The 20,468-nt window shown below is 36.4% G+C and carries 18 protein-coding genes; 15 read left to right on the top strand and 3 right to left on the bottom strand.

Annotated elements, in window-relative coordinates; translation table 11 throughout:
- Window positions 1-227: 227 nt before the first annotated feature.
- The 9 genes from guaA (at window position 228) to D7V20_RS09370 (ending at window position 7,314) form a co-directional block, all read left to right on the top strand.
- Window positions 228-1,796 carry a glutamine-hydrolyzing GMP synthase gene (guaA, locus tag D7V20_RS09410; protein WP_120384037.1) on the top strand — a complete coding sequence of 523 codons (1,569 nt, stop codon included), beginning with the start codon at window positions 228-230 and terminating at the stop codon, window positions 1,794-1,796.
- Window positions 1,797-2,043: 247 nt separating this feature from the next.
- On the top strand, window positions 2,044-2,976 hold the full coding sequence (locus D7V20_RS09405; RefSeq protein ID WP_120384036.1) for a restriction endonuclease: 933 nt from the start codon (window positions 2,044-2,046) through the stop codon (window positions 2,974-2,976).
- Window positions 2,977-3,143: 167 nt separating this feature from the next.
- Window positions 3,144-3,635 carry a PadR family transcriptional regulator gene (locus tag D7V20_RS09400; RefSeq protein ID WP_120384035.1) on the top strand — a complete coding sequence of 164 codons (492 nt, stop codon included), beginning with the start codon at window positions 3,144-3,146 and terminating at the stop codon, window positions 3,633-3,635.
- 19 nt (window positions 3,636-3,654) lie between these two features.
- The gene (locus tag D7V20_RS09395; RefSeq protein WP_120384034.1) at window positions 3,655-3,951 is read left to right on the top strand and encodes a DUF3861 domain-containing protein; all 297 of its coding nucleotides are present in this window, start codon (window positions 3,655-3,657) and stop codon (window positions 3,949-3,951) included.
- Window positions 3,952-3,992: 41 nt separating this feature from the next.
- Window positions 3,993-4,277 (top strand): DUF2798 domain-containing protein, encoded by a 285-nt coding sequence (locus tag D7V20_RS09390; protein ID WP_120384033.1) that lies wholly within the window; start codon window positions 3,993-3,995, stop codon window positions 4,275-4,277.
- Between the two features lie 282 nt (window positions 4,278-4,559).
- Window positions 4,560-5,507 (top strand): pirin family protein, encoded by a 948-nt coding sequence (locus D7V20_RS09385; RefSeq protein WP_120384032.1) that lies wholly within the window; start codon window positions 4,560-4,562, stop codon window positions 5,505-5,507.
- 31 nt (window positions 5,508-5,538) lie between these two features.
- Entirely contained in the window at window positions 5,539-5,937 is a 399-nt protein-coding gene (locus D7V20_RS09380) for an OsmC family protein (RefSeq protein ID WP_120384031.1), read from the top strand.
- A 99-nt stretch (window positions 5,938-6,036) separates the two neighbouring features.
- Complete coding sequence (locus D7V20_RS09375; protein ID WP_120384030.1) at window positions 6,037-6,678, top strand: glutathione S-transferase family protein; 642 nt, start codon at window positions 6,037-6,039, stop codon at window positions 6,676-6,678.
- A 33-nt stretch (window positions 6,679-6,711) separates the two neighbouring features.
- Window positions 6,712-7,314, top strand: a complete 603-nt coding sequence (locus D7V20_RS09370) for an alpha/beta fold hydrolase (protein WP_120384029.1) — start codon at window positions 6,712-6,714, stop codon at window positions 7,312-7,314.
- A 77-nt stretch (window positions 7,315-7,391) separates the two neighbouring features.
- On the opposite strand, the gene D7V20_RS09365 is transcribed toward D7V20_RS09370, so the two are convergent.
- The 3 genes from D7V20_RS09365 to D7V20_RS09355 form a co-directional block, all read right to left on the bottom strand.
- Window positions 7,392-8,000 carry an SPOR domain-containing protein gene (locus D7V20_RS09365; protein ID WP_120384028.1) on the bottom strand — a complete coding sequence of 203 codons (609 nt, stop codon included), beginning with the start codon at window positions 7,998-8,000 and terminating at the stop codon, window positions 7,392-7,394.
- A 27-nt stretch (window positions 8,001-8,027) separates the two neighbouring features.
- On the bottom strand, window positions 8,028-9,827 hold the full coding sequence (argS, locus tag D7V20_RS09360) for an arginine--tRNA ligase (protein WP_120384027.1): 1,800 nt from the start codon (window positions 9,825-9,827) through the stop codon (window positions 8,028-8,030).
- A 219-nt stretch (window positions 9,828-10,046) separates the two neighbouring features.
- A complete protein-coding gene (locus D7V20_RS09355) occupies window positions 10,047-10,643 on the bottom strand; it encodes a hypothetical protein (protein ID WP_120384050.1) in 597 nt (198 codons plus the stop codon).
- A gap of 343 nt (window positions 10,644-10,986) precedes the next feature.
- Here D7V20_RS09355 and D7V20_RS09350 point away from each other — a divergent pair, with 343 nt between their 5' ends.
- From D7V20_RS09350 to D7V20_RS09320, 6 genes are all read left to right on the top strand, one after another.
- The gene (locus D7V20_RS09350; RefSeq protein WP_120384026.1) at window positions 10,987-12,684 is read left to right on the top strand and encodes an NAD-dependent malic enzyme; all 1,698 of its coding nucleotides are present in this window, start codon (window positions 10,987-10,989) and stop codon (window positions 12,682-12,684) included.
- Between the two features lie 160 nt (window positions 12,685-12,844).
- Complete coding sequence (locus D7V20_RS09345) at window positions 12,845-16,219, top strand: type VI secretion system Vgr family protein (RefSeq protein WP_120384025.1); 3,375 nt, start codon at window positions 12,845-12,847, stop codon at window positions 16,217-16,219.
- Between the two features lie 5 nt (window positions 16,220-16,224).
- Window positions 16,225-16,761 (top strand): hypothetical protein, encoded by a 537-nt coding sequence (locus D7V20_RS09340; RefSeq protein ID WP_120384024.1) that lies wholly within the window; start codon window positions 16,225-16,227, stop codon window positions 16,759-16,761.
- On the top strand, window positions 16,758-19,151 hold the full coding sequence (locus tag D7V20_RS09335; RefSeq protein ID WP_120384023.1) for a M23 family metallopeptidase: 2,394 nt from the start codon (window positions 16,758-16,760) through the stop codon (window positions 19,149-19,151). Before D7V20_RS09340 ends, D7V20_RS09335 begins: the two co-directional genes overlap by 4 nt.
- Before the next feature lie 10 nt (window positions 19,152-19,161).
- Window positions 19,162-19,626, top strand: a complete 465-nt coding sequence (locus tag D7V20_RS09330; RefSeq protein ID WP_120384022.1) for a hypothetical protein — start codon at window positions 19,162-19,164, stop codon at window positions 19,624-19,626.
- Between the two features lie 445 nt (window positions 19,627-20,071).
- A complete protein-coding gene (locus D7V20_RS09320) occupies window positions 20,072-20,443 on the top strand; it encodes a hypothetical protein (RefSeq protein ID WP_147395796.1) in 372 nt (123 codons plus the stop codon).
- The last annotated feature ends 25 nt before the right edge of the window (window positions 20,444-20,468 follow it).

The raw sequence follows: 20,468 nt of genomic DNA, 5'->3' as shown, positions 1-20,468 counted from the left end.
AATAAAAGCCAGATCTGTATCTGGCTTTTTTGCATCTTTATTTATATAAAATAAATCACTTGGCTTGGTATAAATGGATTGAATCCATTCAAAAAGCATGAGCAACTTTTGAATAATCTTCAATAAATTCTGAAAATCCAGTGAAGTTGATGGAATGGTGTGCGTCTAGCGTATAAAAATGCTAGAATATGGCGCTTATATTCATTTGCCTGCATAGTTGTTTACCCATGACTACCAATACTCAAATTACTGAAGACCGCATCCTCATCTTGGATTTTGGTTCTCAATATAGCCAGCTTATTGCACGCCGTGTACGTGAAGCTGGTGTATATTCTGAAATGTATGCTTTTGATATGTCTGAAGAAGACATTCGCGCATTTAACCCTAACGGTATCATCCTATCAGGTGGCCCTGAAAGTGTGCATGAAGAAGGCAGTCCACGTGCGCCAGAAGTTGTATTCAATTTAGGTGTACCTGTGTTGGGTATTTGCTATGGTTTACAAACCATGTCAGAACAACTTGGTGGTAAAGTAGAGCCGGGTACCGTTCATGAATTTGGTTATGCCGCTGTTGATGTTTTAGAGCGTGATCAATTGCTTGGTGATTTGAATGATGGCGACAACAAACTCAATGTTTGGATGAGCCACGGCGATAAAGTCAGTGCAATTCCAGCAGGTTTTAAAGTTACAGCAAGCACGCCAAGCTGCCCATTTGCAGCAGTAAGTGATGAAGCTCGCCGTTTCTACGGTGTACAGTTCCATCCTGAAGTTACACATACCGCAAAAGGTGCAGAGTTATTGTCTAACTTCGTACATAGCATTTGTGGCTGCCGTAATCTTTGGAACTCAGAAAATATCATTGACTTACGTGTTGAGCAATTACGTGAGCAAATTGGTGATCAAAAAGTTCTATTAGGTCTTTCAGGTGGCGTGGATTCATCTGTTGTTGCTGCACTTTTACATAAAGCGATTGGCGACCAGCTTACTTGTGTATTTGTAGACAATGGCTTACTTCGTTTAAATGAAGGTGAGCAAGTGATGGACATGTTTGCGAAAAACATGGGTATCCGTGTAATTCGTGCTGATGCGGAAAATCGTTTCTTAACTGCGCTTGCAGGCGAAGTTGATCCTGAGAAAAAACGTAAAATCATTGGTCGTGAATTCATTGAAGTCTTTGCCGAAGAAGCACGTAAGCTTGATGGCGTAAACTTCCTTGCACAAGGAACAATTTACCCAGATGTCATCGAATCTGCTGCGACTAAAAATGGTAAAGCGCATGTCATCAAATCGCACCACAATGTGGGTGGTTTACCAGATGATTTGGCTTTTGAATTGGTTGAGCCAATTCGTGATTTGTTTAAAGATGAAGTACGTCGTTTAGGTACAACTTTAGGTTTACCGCATGAAATGCTTTATCGTCATCCATTCCCGGGTCCAGGTTTGGGCGTGCGTATTTTGGGTGAAGTGAAAAAAGAATATGCAGATATTTTACGTCTTGCAGATGACATCTTTATGCAAGAGCTACGTGCCAGCGGTTGGTATGATAAAACTGCTCAAGCCTTTGCTGTATTCCAACCTGTAAAATCTGTAGGTGTAGTGGGTGATGGTCGTCGTTATGCATGGGTGATCGCACTTCGTGCAGTGGAAACTGTAGACTTTATGACAGCACGTTTTGCACATCTTCCTTATGATCTTGTCGATAAAATCTCGACTCGTATCATGAACGAGATCAAAGATGTTTCACGTGTGGTATATGACGTTTCTTCTAAGCCACCAGCAACGATTGAGTGGGAGTAAAACTGGGGTTTCAAGCAGCAACGCTGCTTGCCAGTTTTACGCCAAGCGCTCTGCGCGCGGCAGTAGGATTTCAAGAAACGAAGCCTCATGCCAGTTTTACGCCATGAACGAGTTTTAAAATGAAACTTTAAAAATGATGTGTAAGGTGTTCTTGGTAGAACCCTAGAAAATTACTCTTAAAAGAGCGCTTAGGCGCTCTTTTTCTTTTATACTGTTTTAAAAATTAGTATTTCGATTAGAGAGAATAATGCCTTTACCAACTTATGACCAATTAATGCTCCCATTAATGAAATTACTTTCAGAACAACAAGAAGCGATTAAGTTTGGTGAAATGGCTAAGCTTTTGGCAGATAGCTCAGGTCTTAGTCAAGAAGAGCTAAGTTTAAGGTTATCAAGTGGTACAAAAACAGTTTTTTATGATCGGGTTGGTTGGGCTAAAACATATTTAGCTAAGGCGGGTTTAATCAATCAGCCAAAACGTGGGTTTTGTGAATTAAGTCCTATAGGGCGTCAATTAGATTTAACAAAGCTAACAGGTATTACAAATGAATTTTTGATGCAATTTGAGAGTTTCTCAAATTATAAGTTGGGTGTTTCTAAGGAAGATCGGGAAAGTCAGCAAGAGAAAGATTTACTGCTATTACATACTGCAGAAGATACAAGAACACCTGATGAAATTATTACCGAGACAACTGAATTATTGAAAGAATCATTAAAGAGTGATTTATTGAGGTTAGTAAAAGAAAATAGTCCTGCATTCTTTGAACGTTTAGTCGTCGATTTACTCGTTACTATGGGCTATGGAGGATCACATCAAGATGCTGCTAAAGCCATAGGTAAAACCAGTGACGGTGGTATAGATGGAATTATCAGTGAAGATCGTTTAGGTTTAGATAAAATCTATATTCAAGCGAAGCGCTGGGAAAATACGGTTGGTCGTCCTGATATTCAACAATTTAAAGGTGCACTAGCTGATCAAGTTGCTAAAAAAGGTGTATTTATTACGACATCAACTTTTAGCAAAGAAGCTAAAGAATCTGCACTCAAGTCAGGTATTGTTTTAATTGATGGAAAAAAGTTAACGTCTTTGATGATTGAGTTTGGTTTAGGTGTTCAGATTGAAAGAAGTTTTCACATTTATAAAATAGATCAAGATCGATTTGATGAAGATAATTTTTAAGGACGCCTAGCGTCCTTTTTCATATCTTAACCTCCTTAAATTCAATTTTTATAAAATATAAATTCATTATTTATCAGAATATTGGAATGCATTTTTACATACCAACTTTACAAAAGATATATTAAGATATATCTTATCAATCATTAAAGATACAGATATAAAAGCAAATGATTGAAGAACAGCATCATCATGGGCGCCGTGGACGTCTGTTTGAAGCAGGGCGAATGAAACTATTGGTTTTGCACTTAATCCAACAATCACCGAAGCATGGTTATGAAATCATTAAAGAAATTGGTGATTTAGTCGGTGGCGGGTATAGCCCAAGTGCGGGAACAATCTATCCGACACTGAATTGGTTAGAAGATATGAACTTTGTTACGGTAGAACATACAGCAGGTGATCGTAAGCAATATCACATTACGCCAACAGGTATTGCACATTTACAACAACAGCAAACGATCACGCAAGAATTACTTGAGAAATTGCAAACTCGAAGAGAAATCCATAACAACGATCAGCTTTTAGATATACATCGTGCGATGGAGAACCTAAAAACATCCTTACGTTTAAAACTGAAAAATCAAGATTTTAACCCTGAGCAAGTTCGACAAATTGCTGAAAAAATTGATCAAGCAGCGGTCGAAATTACCCATCTTTAAACTGAGAGCGAGAGAAAATATGAAACAACATCAATACCATGTCACAGTACAACACCTTGCAGATGCACAAGGTAATCCATCTACTTATACAGAAAAATTAGAATTTGATGTTGGTAACCATGATGATATCTTTGTCATTCTAGAACGATTACAACAAGCTGAATTATTTGATGAGCAAACCACAAAATCATTTGCTGTCGGTTTAAAATTATTTGGTGAAGTGATGTTAGAGAATAAAAATCACGAATTATTTAAAGATTTTCGACCGCAATTTGGACAATTTATGAAACATCTTAAACAACATGTTAAAAAGTAAGCATTGTCAAATAACGGGTAAACCAAGGCTGTGAGGAAAACATGCAGAAAAACCCAAGTATGATTATCGGTAATATTCCAAAACTACCTGCAAAACATGCAGCTTGGATTTTACCGCTAATACTTTCATGCTTAATGAGTGCAGCAATCTCGATGTTTAATCTTTGGAAAAACTTAGGATTGGTCGATGGATTTTTTTCCAAATGGCTTTCTGTTTGGTTACTCTCGTGGGCAATTGCCTACCCAACTGTGCTGATATTCTTACCGATCGTTCGTCGATTAACAGGTTTAATTGTAGATCTTACACCACCAGAAATACCTAAATAGTTTTCTTTATTCAGCAACACGGTCGATTTAAAACAGTTTTATTCAAATCTAAAATGAGTCATGGATGACTCCAAAACCATCAGCAGAATGCTGTGTTCGCAAGTACCTTATTCTAAAGATAAAAGAATATTTACAACAAAAACAAAACTACTATTGTCCTATAGATAATATTCAGCGTATTAAGTTAGCTATAGGTTAAAGCAAATTTAACCGCTATGATCAATAAAATGGAAAGATGTTGAATAAACATCCTAAGCTGAACAGCAACTTTAGGATAATAAAATGACCAATAGTAACTATACTGAAATTTCCAATTCTGACGATTGTGAAAAATATGTGAATCAATTTATTCAAGATTTTCAGATTCGTTCTGCGGAAATAGGCAAAGGCACTGTCATTAAACGCGCTTTACCAAGCCGTCAAAAACGTATGATTGGCGCATGGTGTTTTCTAGACCATGCAGGCCCTGTCAATTTCCCTCAAGGTGATGGTTTAGATGTTGGACCACATCCACATATTGGTCTACAGACATTCACATGGATGATCGAAGGGACCATGATGCATAATGATAGCCTCGGTTCTAAGCAGTTAATCCGACCGAAGCAAGTCAATCTGATGACGGCAGGGCATGGTATCTCACATACGGAAGTCGCACCTGAAACTGAAACCAAAATGCATGCGGCACAACTTTGGATTGCGTTACCTGATGATAAGATCAATATGGCTCCACAGTTTGATCATTATCCAGTTTTACCTGTTGTTGAGCAGGACGATGTTGAATTTACCGTATTGGTTGGTGAGTTTAAGGACACCATTTCCCCAGTAAAAGTACATACCGCATTGCTTGGTGTTGATTTATATGCAAAAGAATCGACCAGCACACGTATTCCGCTTAATCCTAAATTTGAATATGGATTCATGGCATTAGAAGGTGAGGCGGTCATCAATGGTCACGAATTAGATAGTGACAATATGGTGGTGCTTGAACCTGGTATTCAGCATATCGACGTGCAATTACACAAAGGGTCACGTTTATTGTTGATTGGTGGTGAGCCATTTGAATCACCAATTCTGCTATGGTGGAACTTTGTCGGTCGAACACAGGAAGAGTTGAAAGCTGCAACTGAGCAATGGATCAATCAAGATGCTCGTTTTGGTACAATTCCTGAGTATGATGGGCCACGTCTAGAAGCACCTGCTTTCTCAGATAAAATGCGGGCTTCAAAGTAATATTGATGACAATAAAGACAAGGAAAACAACATGGCAGTTATTGCGAGTGCAAAAGTAAAAACCTTTCCAGAACAGTGGTCAGGTGAAATCAGTAGCGGTAAACATCGTTTCATTACCGATAAACCAGAGTCAATTGGCGGACAAGATAAGGGGCCTGCACCTTATGATTTTATTTGCTCAGGTTTGATTTCTTGTACCATGATCACTTTACGGATGTATGCAAAACATAAAGAGTTTGATCTAGGTGAATTTACAGTTGAAGCTTTTTTCAATGCCAATAAAGAAGGTAAAGAATGGATTGAACGTCGTTTATCTTTTGTTGAGCCTTTGTCAGATGAAATGCATCAAAAGGTTTTAGACATTTGTCAAAAAACACCTGTAACCAAGACCTTGTTGAGAAGTGTGGAAATCAATACGTCAATTCTCTGATTTGATTCGTGTAACCCAAAATGACACTTTGTCCCAAACAAAGTGTCATTTTTTTATGTGAATCCGTTATAGTCGATATACAAAATTGAGGTCACAAAAATGATTACACTACACCACTTAGAGCAATCACGTTCTTTAAGAATTCTATGGGCACTTGAAGAGTTAGGTGTCGAATATCAAGTTAAATTTTATAAGCGATTACCTACCTTTGCAGCACCACCTGAATTAAAACAAATTCATCCTTTGGGTAAAGCACCTGTTTTGACTGATGGTGATTTAGTCATCGCTGAATCTGCAGTTATTTTGGAATATCTTCAAACCACTTATGATACCGAAAATAAATTTAAGCCACAGAATCCCAAAGATTTAATGCAATACAATTATTGGATGCATTATGCAGAAGGTTCTTTGATGCCTTATTTGGTGATGACTTTGGTGATGAGCAATGTACCGAAGCATGTCCCATTTTTAATTAAACCCATTGCCAATAAAATTTGCGATGGGGTAAAGGGTGGCTTTATCAATCCACGGTTAAAAGAACATTCTGCTTTTTTAGAAAATTACTTGTCTCAGCATGAATATTTTGTAGGTGATTTCTCTTTTGCTGATATTCAAATGAGCTTCCCAGTTGTTGCGATGCAAGAGCGAGTTAAAGCCAATAATCCACAAATGGTGGCGTATGCAGAAAGAATTCAACAACGTCCTGCCTTTCAAATCGCTAAAGCAAAAAGTAATTTTTAGAAAGAGAAGCGTTTGAATGTGCTCAGTGATGTAATGAATATAATTTTCTTAGCAGGCGCATCGGGGAATACCGAATTTTGGCAACCTGTAATTAAGCAGTTACCACAAGCATATCAAAAGGTTGCTATTGCTTACCCAAGCTTTGGTGGCCATCCAGATCATGTTGCTGTACAAAGCTTTCAATCACTGCAAGATTACGTACTTGAACATATTCAAAAACCATCGATTGTTGTTGCACAATCTATGGGGGGAATTTTTGCAGTACAAGCAGCTTTACAAAAACCACAACACATCAAGGCTTTGGTTTTGGTTGCAACATCGGGTGGGATTGATTTAAGCAGTTTTGATGTAGCAGATTGGCGAGAAGATTATCAGCAAACTTTTGCTGTACCTGATTGGTTTGTTCAACATCAGTCCAATTTGGAGGATTCGCTTGATCAAATCACTTGTCCAGTACTGTTGATTTGGGGAGATGCAGATCCTATTAGTCCTGTCGCCGTGGGGCAGTATCTACACAGTAAAATTGTGCATTCGGAACTGCATATGATTCAAAATGGACGACATGATTTAGCACATGTTTATTCTGATCAGGTTGCTGAATTAATGCAGCACTTTTTAACCAAGTATTTCCTTTAAAATGATTTATACATAAAAAAGGATGCTTTAGCATGAATACTGCAGCATCCTTTTCTAATTTATTTATGAATAATCAATCAATTGCGTTTTACCACAATCGAATCAATTCCACTGTGTTGCAAAGTTTGTTGGGCAATCACAGCAGCATTTTGAGAATCATAAGGGCCAGAAATTACGCGATACCAAGTTTTACCACCCTCAGAACTTTGTACCACATCGGCAGATAAACCATTGAGAATAATTTCTGCACGACGAGCATCCGCTGCATCAGGATCATCATAACTCCGCACTTGTAAAATGTATTCAGGCTGAACTTGCACAGGTGTTGCAGGTTGCACTGAACCATCAACGCCAACGTCTACATCATTCGATTGAGTTGGTGCTTCTACAATCAGCGGTTGTTGCTGAGTTTTGGTTTCAGGAACAGCTTGATCGGGAATAGGGGTGACTTGTTGTTGTGGTAACAAATCATAGAAACGGTAATCTTTATTGGTATCTTCTTGATAATGCTCAGAAGTGATTTCGTTTCGAGGCTGTACAGGTGCCCACGGTTTCCAGAGCAACAATGCAACTGCAAAACTTAACACGATTAATATGACCACAAGCATACCTAACCATTTGGGAATCAAAGGCTTTTTAGGCTTATTTGGTCGTTCTGACACACCGCGCTGCGTTTTTCCAAACACGTGGACTTTCCTCTTGTTCCTTATTGTTTACATGCTTTCAGGCGCTGAAACGCCAAGCAATGTTAAACCATTTTTTAATACTTGTTGTACATTTAATGATAACAATAAACGTGCTTGAGATAATGCAACATTTTGATCATCAATAAATTTAACGCCATCTTGGGCATACCAGCCGTGGAATAATGCTGCAAGTTCTTTCAAATAATTCCCCACTTGATGTGGTTCATAGTTATTTGCTGCACGTACCATAATTTCAGGATAAGCTGCAAGCTTGGCTAAGATTTCAGTTTCAGATTCAAGTGTAAGCTGATCTGCGTTTTCACGCGCAGTTACTACATTCAAATCGATACCCGCTGTATCCGCTTTTTGTAAAATACTTTGAATACGCGCATGCGCATATTGAATGTAATATACGGCATTGTCTTTACTTTGTGAAACAGCAAGATCTAAATCAAAATCAATGTGTTGTTCAGACTTACGCATCACATAATAAAAACGTGCAGCATCATTACCCACTTCTTTACGCAAATCACGCAAAGTCACGAATTGACCAGAACGAGATGACATTTGTACCATCTCACCACCACGCCATAAGCTCACAAACTGAACTAAAAGTACGGTTAGTTTCTTCGAATCATAACCCAGCGCATCGATTGCTGCTTTCACACGTGTAATATAGCCGTGGTGGTCAGAACCCCAAATATCGATCAGGTCAGTGTAGCCACGTTGTAACTTATTTAAATGATAAGCTATGTCCGATGCAAAATATGTGGTTTGACCGTTACGACGTTTGACAACACGGTCTTTTTCATCGCCAAATTCAGTTGATTTAAACCAAATATTGCCTTCTTTTTCGTATAAAAAACCACGTTGATCAAGCATTTGCAAAGCTTCATCAATTTTTTCTATCAGAGAATCTTCACTAAACCATTGGTTGAACGTAACGCCAAACTCACCTAGATCATCTTTAATATCATCTAAAATGGCATGTAAAGCGGCTTGATGGAAAACACGATAGCCTTCGCCAATCAATTTTTGCGAATTAAAAATCAATCCATCAATGTGCTTTTCTTTGTCACCTGAAACAACAACTTTGTTGCCGTCTGCATCGAGTTCTTCAGCATATTGAACATCTTCAGGAACATCTAGGTAAACATCAGCAACAGGGCGTACATAAGCATCGCCATCTTTGTCGATAATGCTTTGTGCGATTTCTTTTACATAGTCGCCTTGGTAAGCATTTTTAGGGAAAACTAATGTTTGACCTGTCAGTTCCAAGTAACGTAAATAAGTCGATGTCGCGAGAATGTCCATTTGACGACCTGCATCATTGACATAATATTCACGATCAACTTTTGCACCTGTTGCTTCAAGTAAATTCGCAACCGTCATACCATAGGCCGCGCCACGTCCATGACCGACATGTAGGCTTGAGGTCGGGTTTGCAGAAACAAATTCAACTTGAATTTTCTTTGCGGCATTGACTTGAGTTTTACCATATTGGTCTTTTTGTGCTTGAATTTGATCCAAAACAGCAAAACGCTGGTCAGCATTTAAAAAGAAATTGATAAAACCTGGGCCTGCAATTTCTGCTTTAGAAATATCAACGACTTCAGGAAGGTTCGCTAAGATTTTTTCAGCTAGATCACGAGGTTTCATACCCGCTGCTTTAGCGCCAATCATCGCAATATTTGATGCGAAATCACCGTGGCTTCGGTCTTTCGTTCGCGTCAAAGTGCTGGTGTTATTCCAGTCAGATGGAAGAGTCCCTTCAGCTTTTAGGGATTGCATTGCATGATCAAGAGCTGCTTGTATGGCCGTATTCATAATCTATCGAAAAATAAATGTCGCAGAAAAACGCTAAATATAGCAAATTTCCGAGGCTTTAGGTGAATGCATTTGTATAGAATAAAAGGTATTCGATCTGAAATATTGAACAACTCAAATAAAGTATGCTTTTTAGAGTTTATTTCAGCTGTATAGCGACACGCTTTCTTGATCAGTCGTGGATATCATTTCTGATACCTAACATCAGTGAGAAAAAAATCATTCTCTACAGGTCACAGGTTTGTTTAATAGCTCAGCATGTGCATTCTCAAATGTATAAAGTTTTGAATTATTGAAAATCTTAATCGTCTTTGCTGTTTTTAGGGCTTGTTTAAAAGCGGGCATTTTTTTCGCATTGACCAAATCAAATGGATTGCCGTAATTTTTATTGTCAACTAAGAACTGAATTTGACCTGTTTGCGGGTCATGCGCTTTAACAAGATCTTTGCCATCTTTATCTTGAATTGTAAAACCTGACTGTTGTGAAGGAATTTTACAATTGAGTCGAAAATACAGCATGTTACCATCGGTCGATTTATTTTGGAGGGTATAAATGCCTTGTAGATCATTTTCAACATATACCCACTGTCCAGTTGGCATATTCAGTGTCATTTGTTCTAATTTTTCAAGCGTGGCTTTGCTGGCATCCACGACACCTTGCTGATCTATTTCTGGGGCTTTTGTTTCACCCAAACCGACTAAGCTTTTAACTTTATCTGTGGTTTTGGTTACTCCCGAAGATACTTTTTGAACAGTTTGACAGCCTGAACAAACCAGTATTGTACTCATAAGCAAGATATTTAATTTGTAATTCATATTGTTATAGGTTTTGAGCTTTGTCATCTTGTTCATAAAATAGAGCCAATAGGGAAGAAAAGCAATCATTCATTAAAAAATCTAACAAATTAGATCAAGTCTTTTGTTATAAAAAAGATAATATTTTGATTGAGGAATATAAGTTGCTTGATGATTTGACCAATATTTGATGCTAGAAATAACTAAATTTAATTTATCAATTTGTAAAATACTCTAAATATCATTATCACGTATCTAAATACCCATTCCTGCAAAAATAGGCTTAAGCTTATATGTGACCAAAGTCTTAGTTAAGCAAGATATCGAAGTTGAATAGCGTATTGACTTCAAAATGAGAATGGAAATGACAACGGAAAATTTGAAAAAGTATCCTTTATATATTCCTTATGCAGGAAATACCCTGCTGGAACTCCCAATGTTAAACAAGGGTTCAGCGTTTTCTGAAGAAGAGCGAATTCGTTTTAACCTGCATGGTTTGATTCCTCAAGTGATCGAAAGCATCGAAGAACAAAGCCAACGCTCATATCAACAATATTGCTCATTTAGTGAAGCAATCAATAAGCATATTTATTTACGAAATATCCAAGACACAAATGAAACGCTTTTTTATCATCTGATTGAAAATCATCTCAGTGAAATGATGCCGATTATTTATACTCCGACAGTGGGTGAAGCATGTCAGCGTTTTTCTGACATTTATCGTCGCCATCGAGGTGTCTTTATTTCTTATCCTGATCGTCAACATATTGATGATATTTTACATAATGTAAATCGTAAAAATGTCAAAGTGATTGTGATTACAGATGGCGAGCGGATTCTTGGCTTAGGTGATCAAGGGATTGGTGGTATGGGAATCCCAATAGGTAAATTATCACTTTATACGGCATGTGGTGGTATTAGCCCTGCTTATACATTACCGATCACACTGGATGTAGGGACCAATAATCCGCAACTTTTAAATGATCCAATTTATTTAGGTTGGAATCAGCCACGTATCAATGGTGAAGAGTATTATACGTTTGTTGATGAGGTGATTGCTGCGGTTAAACGCCGTTGGCCAAAAGCATTGATCCAATTTGAAGACTTTGCGCAAAAGAATGCGATGCCTTTATTGGAAAAATATCGTGATCAGATTTGTTGTTTTAATGATGATATTCAAGGAACTGCTGCAGTTTCAGTCGGAACTTTAATTGCTGCTAGTCGTGCAGCAGGAAAACAACTGAAAGACCAAAAAGTTGCATTTCTTGGGGCGGGTTCAGCAGGTTGTGGTATTGCTGAACAGATCATTGCACAGATGGTGGCAGAAGGTTTAACCGATGCTGAGGCACGTGCGCAAGTCTTCATGATTGATCGTTTTGGTTTAATCACTGAAAATCAGCCTAATTTGTTAGATTTTCAACGTAAATTGGCACAAAAAACCGATCAAGTTGCGCATTGGGGCAATGCAGAAGAAATCATCTCATTACTGGATGTAGTGAAAAATGCGAAACCTACTGTATTGATCGGTGTATCTGGTCAGCCGGGGTTATTCACTGAAGAAATCATTAAAACTTTAGCTGAAAATTGTGAATATCCAATCGTTTTACCATTATCTAATCCAACTTCACGGGTAGAAGCTGTTCCTGCTGATATTATTGAATGGACCAATGGTAAGGCATTAATTGCAACGGGTAGTCCATTTGCACCAGTGAATTATCATGGTCAAACCTTTAATATTTCACAATGTAATAACTCTTATATCTTCCCAGGTATTGGCTTAGGTGTGATTGCTGTTCAAGCGACACGCGTGACGGATAATATGCTGAGTGCTTCGAGTACTGCACTGGCTGATTGTTCACCAAAATTGCATGATAAAAATGCAGATTTGTTACCTGATTTGAATGAGTTGCAGAAAGTATCCCGAATTATTGCTTTCAATATGGCGAAAGCTGCAATTGCGGATGGTGTTGCACCTGCAATCAGTGATGAGCAATTACAGCAAAACATTGAAAAGAACTTCTGGAAACCAGAATATCGTGAATATAAACGCGTGCCTTTCTAAAGTTGGTCTCTATTCATTTATGAGGGGGCGATATCGTCCCCTTTGTTTTATATAACTTAATAATAATTTGAATTTCTATCTTTTTCTTGATTTGTTGAGTTGTATTTTTAACTTTTTTGTTTAAAATATCTTTATATATAATTCACTACAAATAATTAAAATGTTAAAAAATATTCATGCATTACTAGAACGTTTTGGTTTAGGACCGCAAAAAAGAGCGATTCATGTTCAATTTTCGAATCCAGTGCTCAATGCCAATGTATTTCTACAGTGTATTCAAGGTACACAACATATCAATCAAGGCTTAAAGGCAGAATTATTGTGCCTATCGGTCAATGCACATATTGCACTCAAGCAATTTATTGGTTGCCAAGTTGCTGTAGATCAAGTGACTGATTTTGGTGAACTTTATCGAACTACGGGGATTATCACTGAAGCGAGTCAGGGGCAAAGTGATGGGGCACTCACTGTTTATAAAATCACACTCGAAGATGCAACCAGTTTATGGCACAAGCGCCGTAACAGCCGAGTATTCATGAATAAAAGTGTGCTGGAAATTTCAGAAATTTTATTCAAAGAATGGCAAACCAAAAGCGCATTATTTGCATCAAGTTTAAGTTTAGACTGCCGCAGTTTAACCAAAGACTACGACATACGACCGCTGATTATACAGATAAATGAAACAGACCATGAGTTTTTAACACGTCTTTGGCGTAGTGAGGGTATTAATTGGTTGATTGATGAATCAACACCAATTGTTCCTGTTTCTGCAACAGAAATTCAAGCACAGAAACTGCGTTTGATTGATGATAATTCTCAATACAAAGCGATACCACGACGAGTGGTTCGTTTCCATCGCAGTCATGCGACTGAACGTTTTGATACGATTACCAGTCTAATTGCAAAACGTTCCATTCAATCTACTGCAACTCAAGTTCAACGTTGGCAAGCCGATTATTTATCGCAAGAACAGCCTTATGCGATGTTAAGTCATCATCAGCACAGTGAGCAACGAGACAATGAAACTTTAAGTTTAGAACAGGCGTGGACACTGAGCCCTGCATGGACGAGTGATCTAAAAGGTGAGGATCAGACGACCATGTCGAGTTCGGCACAACTGGATCAGATGAATGCGCAACTGATGCGCTATCAGGAATTACAATCTAAATATTTTACTGCAATTAGTTCTGTACGAGATGCACAAGTCGGTTATTGGTTTGAGCTGAAAGAGCACCCAGAGATTGATCAGCATGAAGGCGCTGATCGAGAGTTTTTAATTACAGGAAAAACATTTTATAACCAAAATAATTTACCTAAAGAGCTACAAGATCAACTCTCAAAATTACTCAATTTAAGCTATTGGCATCACTTAATTAAAGATCAACGTCAAGCCAATGAATTGTCTTTGGTGCGCCGTAGAATTCCGATAGTCCCTGAATATAACCCTTTAACACACCGACCAGCAGTATTTCCGCAACGTGCCAAAGTGGTTGGGCCTGAAGGCGAAACGATTTATGTAGACCAATGGGGACGCATTAAAGTTCGCTTCTTATTTACCCGTCAGGAAGACAATACGCATGATTGCGGAGCGGGTTCGAATGATAATGATATGGATTCTGCTTGGGTCGATGTACTCACGCCATGGGCAGGCGAGGGGTATGGCACACGGTTTCATCCGCGGATAGGTGAGATCGTTGTGATTGATTTCTTTGACGGCAATGTAGATCGCCCATTTGTTGTGGGACGTTTGCATGAAGCCCAACGTCATCAAACCAAGTTTGATGGTAAAGGACAGCTCCCAGATACTAAAAAACTCAGTGGTATTCGTTCTGCAGAAGTAAATGGCTCAGGTTTTAATCAGCTTCGTTTTGATGATACTACAGGGCAGATCAGTGCCCAGTTACAAAGTAGTCATGCTGCGACTCAATTGAATTTGGGCAATCTAAGCCATCCGAAAGATAAAGCAAGTAGTGATGGTCGTGGTGAAGGCTTTGAGTTGCGTACAGATGCTTATGGTGCGGTGCGAGCGGGTAAAGGAATGCTGATTAGCACCTATGCGCAGGAAAATGCACTTGCTGAGCATTTGGAAGCAGCACAAGCTCAATCTTTACTGAAACAAGGTGCTGATAGCATGAATATGCTCAGTGAAATTGCAGTAAAACAGCAAACTGATGCGTTGAATGTACTGAATAGACTACCAAAACTGATCAATTCTTTAGAATTGAAAGGTGCTAATCAAGCGCTGCAAGCAACTGTTGGACTATTTAAAAATGCAGTGAGTCGTGATCCAATTTCGGCTTTGAAAGATTGTGGTGGCTTTATTGATGATATCCAAAAATTTGGTACGGACTCTAAAAATATTATTGATGAATTTAAAGACTTTTTTAATGAAGCAACAGAGTCTGTCGATAACTTAAAAGCGTTTATTGAAAACATGGAAGAACATGGTTCAGATTTGCTAAAGGTTAAACTCATAGGTTTAAAAGACCAATTTGATTCTGATCCTTTTGCTGGATTAAAAGGCTTAGGTAAAGTGATTAGCAATGTTGAAATCAAAGATTTTGATGTCATGAGCCCATGTGGAACATTTAGCAAAGGTAGTAAATTGGATGTTAATCCAATGCAGGCACTCAATTCTTTGCAAGGTTTTATGGAAGGTTATACCCAAGACTTAGAGAATAGTGATGATGAAAAGGATCAAGCGCAAGGCAAGATTTTCCGTCAAGCGTTGATGTTATTGGCATCTCCGAATGGTATTGCTTTAACCACACCAGAAGACATCATTTTACAAGCTTCTCAAGATATTGCTGAAAGTGCTCAAGGTTCGATTAATTTAAGTGCGCAGAAGAATATTGTCGCTCATGCGCTGGAGAAGCTGAGTTTGTTTGCAGCTGAAAAAGGCATAAGTGCTTATGCAGCCAAAGGTCCAGTCAAAGTACGCGCTCATGATGATTTGATTGAAATGATTGCGAAAAAAGTCATTAAGTTTATTTCAACTGAAGGCAAGATTGAAATGATCAGTGCAGAGGGCTTTGAATTTACAACTGGTGGTTCGAAACTTGTGATGAATAAAGATGGTATCTTTTTTAAAACAGGTGGTTATTTTGATGTTAGGAGTGGTCAGCATGTGTTTAAGAGTGGGGAGATGGTGCATGCTGAACTGCCAAAAATGCCAGAGAGTGGGATATTTAGTCGAAGATTTGATTTTGGTGATTTATTTGGTAAAGATGAATTAAAACAAGAGATTAAGTTTAAATTTATAAATCATTCTCGAAAAACTGAATTCATTGGGATATTAGATGAGTTTGGACGTACGCAGCGTTTTTTTAGTGATTCGTCAGATAATGTTGAAATTCAATTTATTAGTAGTAGTGACGATGAAGGTATTATACCTACAAAGAAATTAGATGAAGATTTTTATAATCATGATACTGGGGATTTAGTAGATGATGGAATTCATAGTCAGCTTGAAGAAGCTTTAGATGATGAATATAAAGATGACTTAGAAGATGATTTTAATAAATTTGGAGTATAAGAGAGATGAAACGAAGTTTAATATTAGTGTTGAGCACATTTATTTCAATCCAAGCTTTTGCTGAAGAAAATGCTTGTGAAAAAATTTGGGATATCTTCAAAAATAAGAATCAAAGTATTAAAATTGATAAAAGTAATATCCCATGTAAACAAATTTGGGAAGATGCCAATAAAGCAAAACTTGTAAAGACTATTGGCTTAAACCCAAAAGATGTTCAATGGATGTCAACAGGGGAGTGTCAAGTTATTGAAGTGAATAAAAATAAATACCAAGTTTATTATGCTTATCTGAAAAATGACCGTAGTGATATAAGAATCATTAATGATATTGATGGTAATTATTTTTCATATTTCAGAAATTTAGGTCGTTATGATATGTTTGAAGATAAGTTTTCTCCAACAAAAAAAGCAAATAAAAATGGTGTTGAGTTAATTTGTCCTGGGTTGGGTGATTTTGAGAAATTAAAACCTATTTTAAGTTCATATATTAATAATAAAAAAATTGATATTAAGGGATTTAGTTTTGAGGACTTAAATAAATGAAAAATGGTAAATCTATAAACCAAAAATCTTATCCATTAACGAGATATGGATTTATTTGTGCTGTTTCAAGAAAAGAATCTTCATCAGATTTAAGTCTACCTTTAACTGCACTTATAAATATTAATGCAAGCAAAATAAGAAACTCTCTGGGTTATATTGGTTTTTTTCAATTTGGTGAAGCTGCACTTATCGATCTTGGCTATTATAAGCATTGGAATAATAATTCTGATAAAACAAAGATAAATGATTGGACTGGGAGTTGGGTCGGGCACAATGGTGTTAATTCTTTATCAGATTTTTTGAAATCTCCAACTAAGCAAATTCAGATCATTGGAGAATGGATAGATCTTCTTTGCAAACGATTAAGAAATCGAAACTTTAATGAATATTATGGGAAAATAATAAATGGAATTGAAATTACTGAATCAGGTGCAATTGCAGGGGCTCATTTAGTTGGCGAAGGAGGGTTAGGTTCTTTTCTGGGTATACCTGGTTTTAAAGGAAACTATAACGAATCAGATGGAAATAACGTTCATATTAGTAAATATATTAATATGTTCAATCATTATGATTTAGAAAGTTGTTGTAACAGGAAGATATATATATCATTAAAAAATCAAATAGGACAAATAGCAAAAAATAAGAAAGTAACTATTGAGTCTGAATATAGTGGTAAGTTTAAGCAATCTAAGTTTATTGTAAACGCAGAATCAGATGAGCAAGGATTATTACCTGTTATTATTAGACATCCAGGCAGTAAAATTGTAATTAAAGCAGATGGTAAGCAATCAGCTGTTATCACACAAGCCATTGATAAAAAACAATCTATTGAATTAAGAATAAGTGAAGATATTAAAGTTCAATCTGTATTACAAAAACCTGCTGAACCAGAACCAAAACAAGAAAAAGTTGTTGTCGTTGAACATAAAATGAGTGATTCTAAGAAAGATGAGGTGAGAACAGAGGCTTCTAAAAATATAAAATTTGATATATCTATAATAGAAGCTGACACAAATAGAAAAATAACAAATATGAAATTTTTTGTAAGATATAAAGGTAAAATCAAAGAACATACTTCTGATGATTCAGGAATAAAAACAGATCTCATTGCTGAAGAGGGGGAGAGCTTAGATATATTAATAAATGGCAGTAAAGGTTATCAGAAATTAAAAACAATATCTGTAACTAAAGGAATAGAAAATAGTTGTATATTAGTCGCACTAGGGCTTGTAAGCGTAAAATTGAAGATACATGATAGTAATGGTAAGGTTATAAAAAAAAATAAGTTTTTTGTCTCATATAGAGGTAGAGAAATAGAAAAAACAACAGATACTAATGGCTTTATTCAATTAAAAATGTTAAATGCATTTGTGTATAAACTATTGCTTTCAAATAAAAAACCTGTTTTGACATTAAGAAATGATCCAAGTATTTCAGTGATCAATGTGAACTTAAATCCTGCTGCTACAACAATACAGATGCTTCCAGTGGCTTCAAATACTCCAACAAAGACAGTATCAGCAAAAACAGCACCAGCGGCAGAAATCCCAGCTAAGAATGAAGAGAGCTTTGTTGATTATTTAATTGATTTTATTCCTTCGCTAGGGAAAACTGAGAATGTTCATACAGAGAAAAATGGTAATCCTTTAACAAAGCAATATGGTAATGATGTTTTATTCACTATAAAAACAATAAATAAAGAAACAGGTAAGGAAGAGAATCTTTCCTATTCAATTAATTACAATGGCGCAAAAAGAACACACTTTACAGGGCAAGATGGAGTTGGATTGAAAAAACATAGAGGAGAGGATGGGAAGAAAATAGAAGTTATTGTAGATATAAATGGAAAAGATCAAGTCCTCTATACTGCAACTCTAAAAAACCCTATGCCTATCATTGAAATAAGAATGGATAAGCCAAAAGATGATGGATCATATTTATTCCCACTAAAAGTACGAACAAATTCTTATAAAAAAGGCTTTGCTCGATTTGGTTCCAATCGAAGTAGAGGAAAGCGAAAGCATGCTGGATGTGATCTTTATGCTTCAGCAGGGACAGAAATTAGAGCGATGGCTGATGGTGTGGTAAGAAGTATTTATTATTTTTATGACAATACTGATGCCATTGAGATTACTCATCAAAAGCATATTATCCGTTATGGTGAAGTAAGAAAGGGTAAAGCATTAGTAAAGGTAGGTGATAAAGTTGTGAAAGGGCAAGTAATAGGTCATGTTGGTAGTTTAACAACTAAGGGTATTCCAAGTATGATGTTGCATTTGGAAATGTACTCAAATCCAAGTAATAAAGGCACTTTAAGTGGTACAAGTGTCTATAAACGGCGTTCGGATTTAATTGACCCAACACCATTTTTAGATAGCGCATCATTATGAGCACTCATTCATGAATAATATTTATATCTTAATTTTTATAAGCGCTTTAATTGCATGTAGTGATAAAAGCCAGAATAAAACACAAAACAGTTCAAATAATGAACCAAATGTAATGGATACCAAAGTACAAATACAACAACCTACTGGTACAAGTGAAGTTTTGGTAGTAGGTGAAACAACGGAAGCTGTGGATAAGACAGTTACAACGAGAGAAAGTAATCAAGCAGTTCAAATTTCTTGTTCAAATCAAAATATTACAGAATGGTATGGTTTTGATGAGTCCACTGCTGAGCCAAAATGTGAAGTTGTAAAGGATTTTAAGTTACCATCTTATAAATGTGATGTTTCTAAAAATGCTTTTGGTGCAGATAAGGATGCAATTTTATTGGAGAATCAAGAACAACGAATCTTCGTTTATTCAAACTCTCTAGATTGTAATGAAATTTTAGAGATACGAAATTCTAATGCACCATAAAATTGATATCTTAAAATCTATATTTTAAGTTTTATTGAGATGGTGAGCTACAATTTTGATAGAAATAATTGGTGCTTGGACGTTAATTATGAAATTTATAAAGAAAACAGTAGCATTTATGGTTCTAATGAGTAGTGTGAGTTTATATGCAGTAGCTGATAATACCCAACAATGTTTAAAGTATTGGAATGAACAAAAGGAAATTGATCTAAAAAGTTCGGGTTTAAAGCTTTTTATACCCAAGATGGGAATAGTAGAAAACCCAAAATATTAGGAACAAGTTTTGCTCCTAGTCATTATCATCATTTACATATTGGAACATGCATACCAAGTCTAGAGGATATCTAATATGAGGTTTTTATTAGTTTATATATATACGTTTTTATTCGTTGGGTGCGGTTTTAATACTCAGAATACTCAGAATACTCAGAATGAATTTTTGAAAATGAATATTGGTAATAATTATAAGCAACTAGAAAAAGAAAATAAAATTAAAATAGATAAAAGTACTAAGGGCATTGATGGTTGTTTTTATGCGGAAAGTAAAGATGAAACTATAGATTATATCATTGTTAATGATGTAATTTCATCTGCAATGTATAGGCGTTCTAGGTTTGTGAATGCTACTTCTAAGGAGGTAAAAACAAAGTTTGAAAATTTTGAATATATTAATGATGAGTATGATGAAAATTCTTATTATTTAATAAGTAAAATAGATGAAGTTAATGGTGTAAAATTTCATATTGTGAATGATAAAGTATTTGAGGTCTATTATGGTGAGCTAGGTGAGCTTAGATTTCAAGAAGGTTGCTTGTAGTTTTTTAAAAATCAAAATTTTAGTA

It is taken from the genome of Acinetobacter rongchengensis, assembly GCF_003611475.1.
GTDB classification, from domain to species: Bacteria; Pseudomonadota; Gammaproteobacteria; order Pseudomonadales; family Moraxellaceae; genus Acinetobacter; species Acinetobacter rongchengensis.
Note: the sequence above shows the minus strand (reverse complement) of the source record. Positions and strands in the feature narration are given on the sequence as shown.

What these genes read in the sequence shown, in the direction of transcription:
- guaA (WP_120384037.1), top strand. Translation starts at nt 228, where the DNA reads ATGACTACCAATACTCAAATTACTGAAGACCGCATCCTCATCTTGGAT.
- D7V20_RS09405 (WP_120384036.1), top strand. Translation starts at nt 2,044, where the DNA reads ATGCCTTTACCAACTTATGACCAATTAATGCTCCCATTAATGAAATTA.
- D7V20_RS09400 (WP_120384035.1), top strand. Translation starts at nt 3,144, where the DNA reads ATGATTGAAGAACAGCATCATCATGGGCGCCGTGGACGTCTGTTTGAA.
- D7V20_RS09395 (WP_120384034.1), top strand. Translation starts at nt 3,655, where the DNA reads ATGAAACAACATCAATACCATGTCACAGTACAACACCTTGCAGATGCA.
- D7V20_RS09390 (WP_120384033.1), top strand. Translation starts at nt 3,993, where the DNA reads ATGCAGAAAAACCCAAGTATGATTATCGGTAATATTCCAAAACTACCT.
- D7V20_RS09385 (WP_120384032.1), top strand. Translation starts at nt 4,560, where the DNA reads ATGACCAATAGTAACTATACTGAAATTTCCAATTCTGACGATTGTGAA.
- D7V20_RS09380 (WP_120384031.1), top strand. Translation starts at nt 5,539, where the DNA reads ATGGCAGTTATTGCGAGTGCAAAAGTAAAAACCTTTCCAGAACAGTGG.
- D7V20_RS09375 (WP_120384030.1), top strand. Translation starts at nt 6,037, where the DNA reads ATGATTACACTACACCACTTAGAGCAATCACGTTCTTTAAGAATTCTA.
- D7V20_RS09370 (WP_120384029.1), top strand. Translation starts at nt 6,712, where the DNA reads ATGAATATAATTTTCTTAGCAGGCGCATCGGGGAATACCGAATTTTGG.
- argS (WP_120384027.1), bottom strand. Translation starts at nt 9,827, where the DNA reads ATGAATACGGCCATACAAGCAGCTCTTGATCATGCAATGCAATCCCTA.
- D7V20_RS09355 (WP_120384050.1), bottom strand. Translation starts at nt 10,643, where the DNA reads ATGAATTACAAATTAAATATCTTGCTTATGAGTACAATACTGGTTTGT.
- D7V20_RS09350 (WP_120384026.1), top strand. Translation starts at nt 10,987, where the DNA reads ATGACAACGGAAAATTTGAAAAAGTATCCTTTATATATTCCTTATGCA.
- D7V20_RS09345 (WP_120384025.1), top strand. Translation starts at nt 12,845, where the DNA reads ATGTTAAAAAATATTCATGCATTACTAGAACGTTTTGGTTTAGGACCG.
- D7V20_RS09340 (WP_120384024.1), top strand. Translation starts at nt 16,225, where the DNA reads ATGAAACGAAGTTTAATATTAGTGTTGAGCACATTTATTTCAATCCAA.
- D7V20_RS09335 (WP_120384023.1), top strand. Translation starts at nt 16,758, where the DNA reads ATGAAAAATGGTAAATCTATAAACCAAAAATCTTATCCATTAACGAGA.
- D7V20_RS09330 (WP_120384022.1), top strand. Translation starts at nt 19,162, where the DNA reads ATGAATAATATTTATATCTTAATTTTTATAAGCGCTTTAATTGCATGT.
- D7V20_RS09320 (WP_147395796.1), top strand. Translation starts at nt 20,072, where the DNA reads ATGAATATTGGTAATAATTATAAGCAACTAGAAAAAGAAAATAAAATT.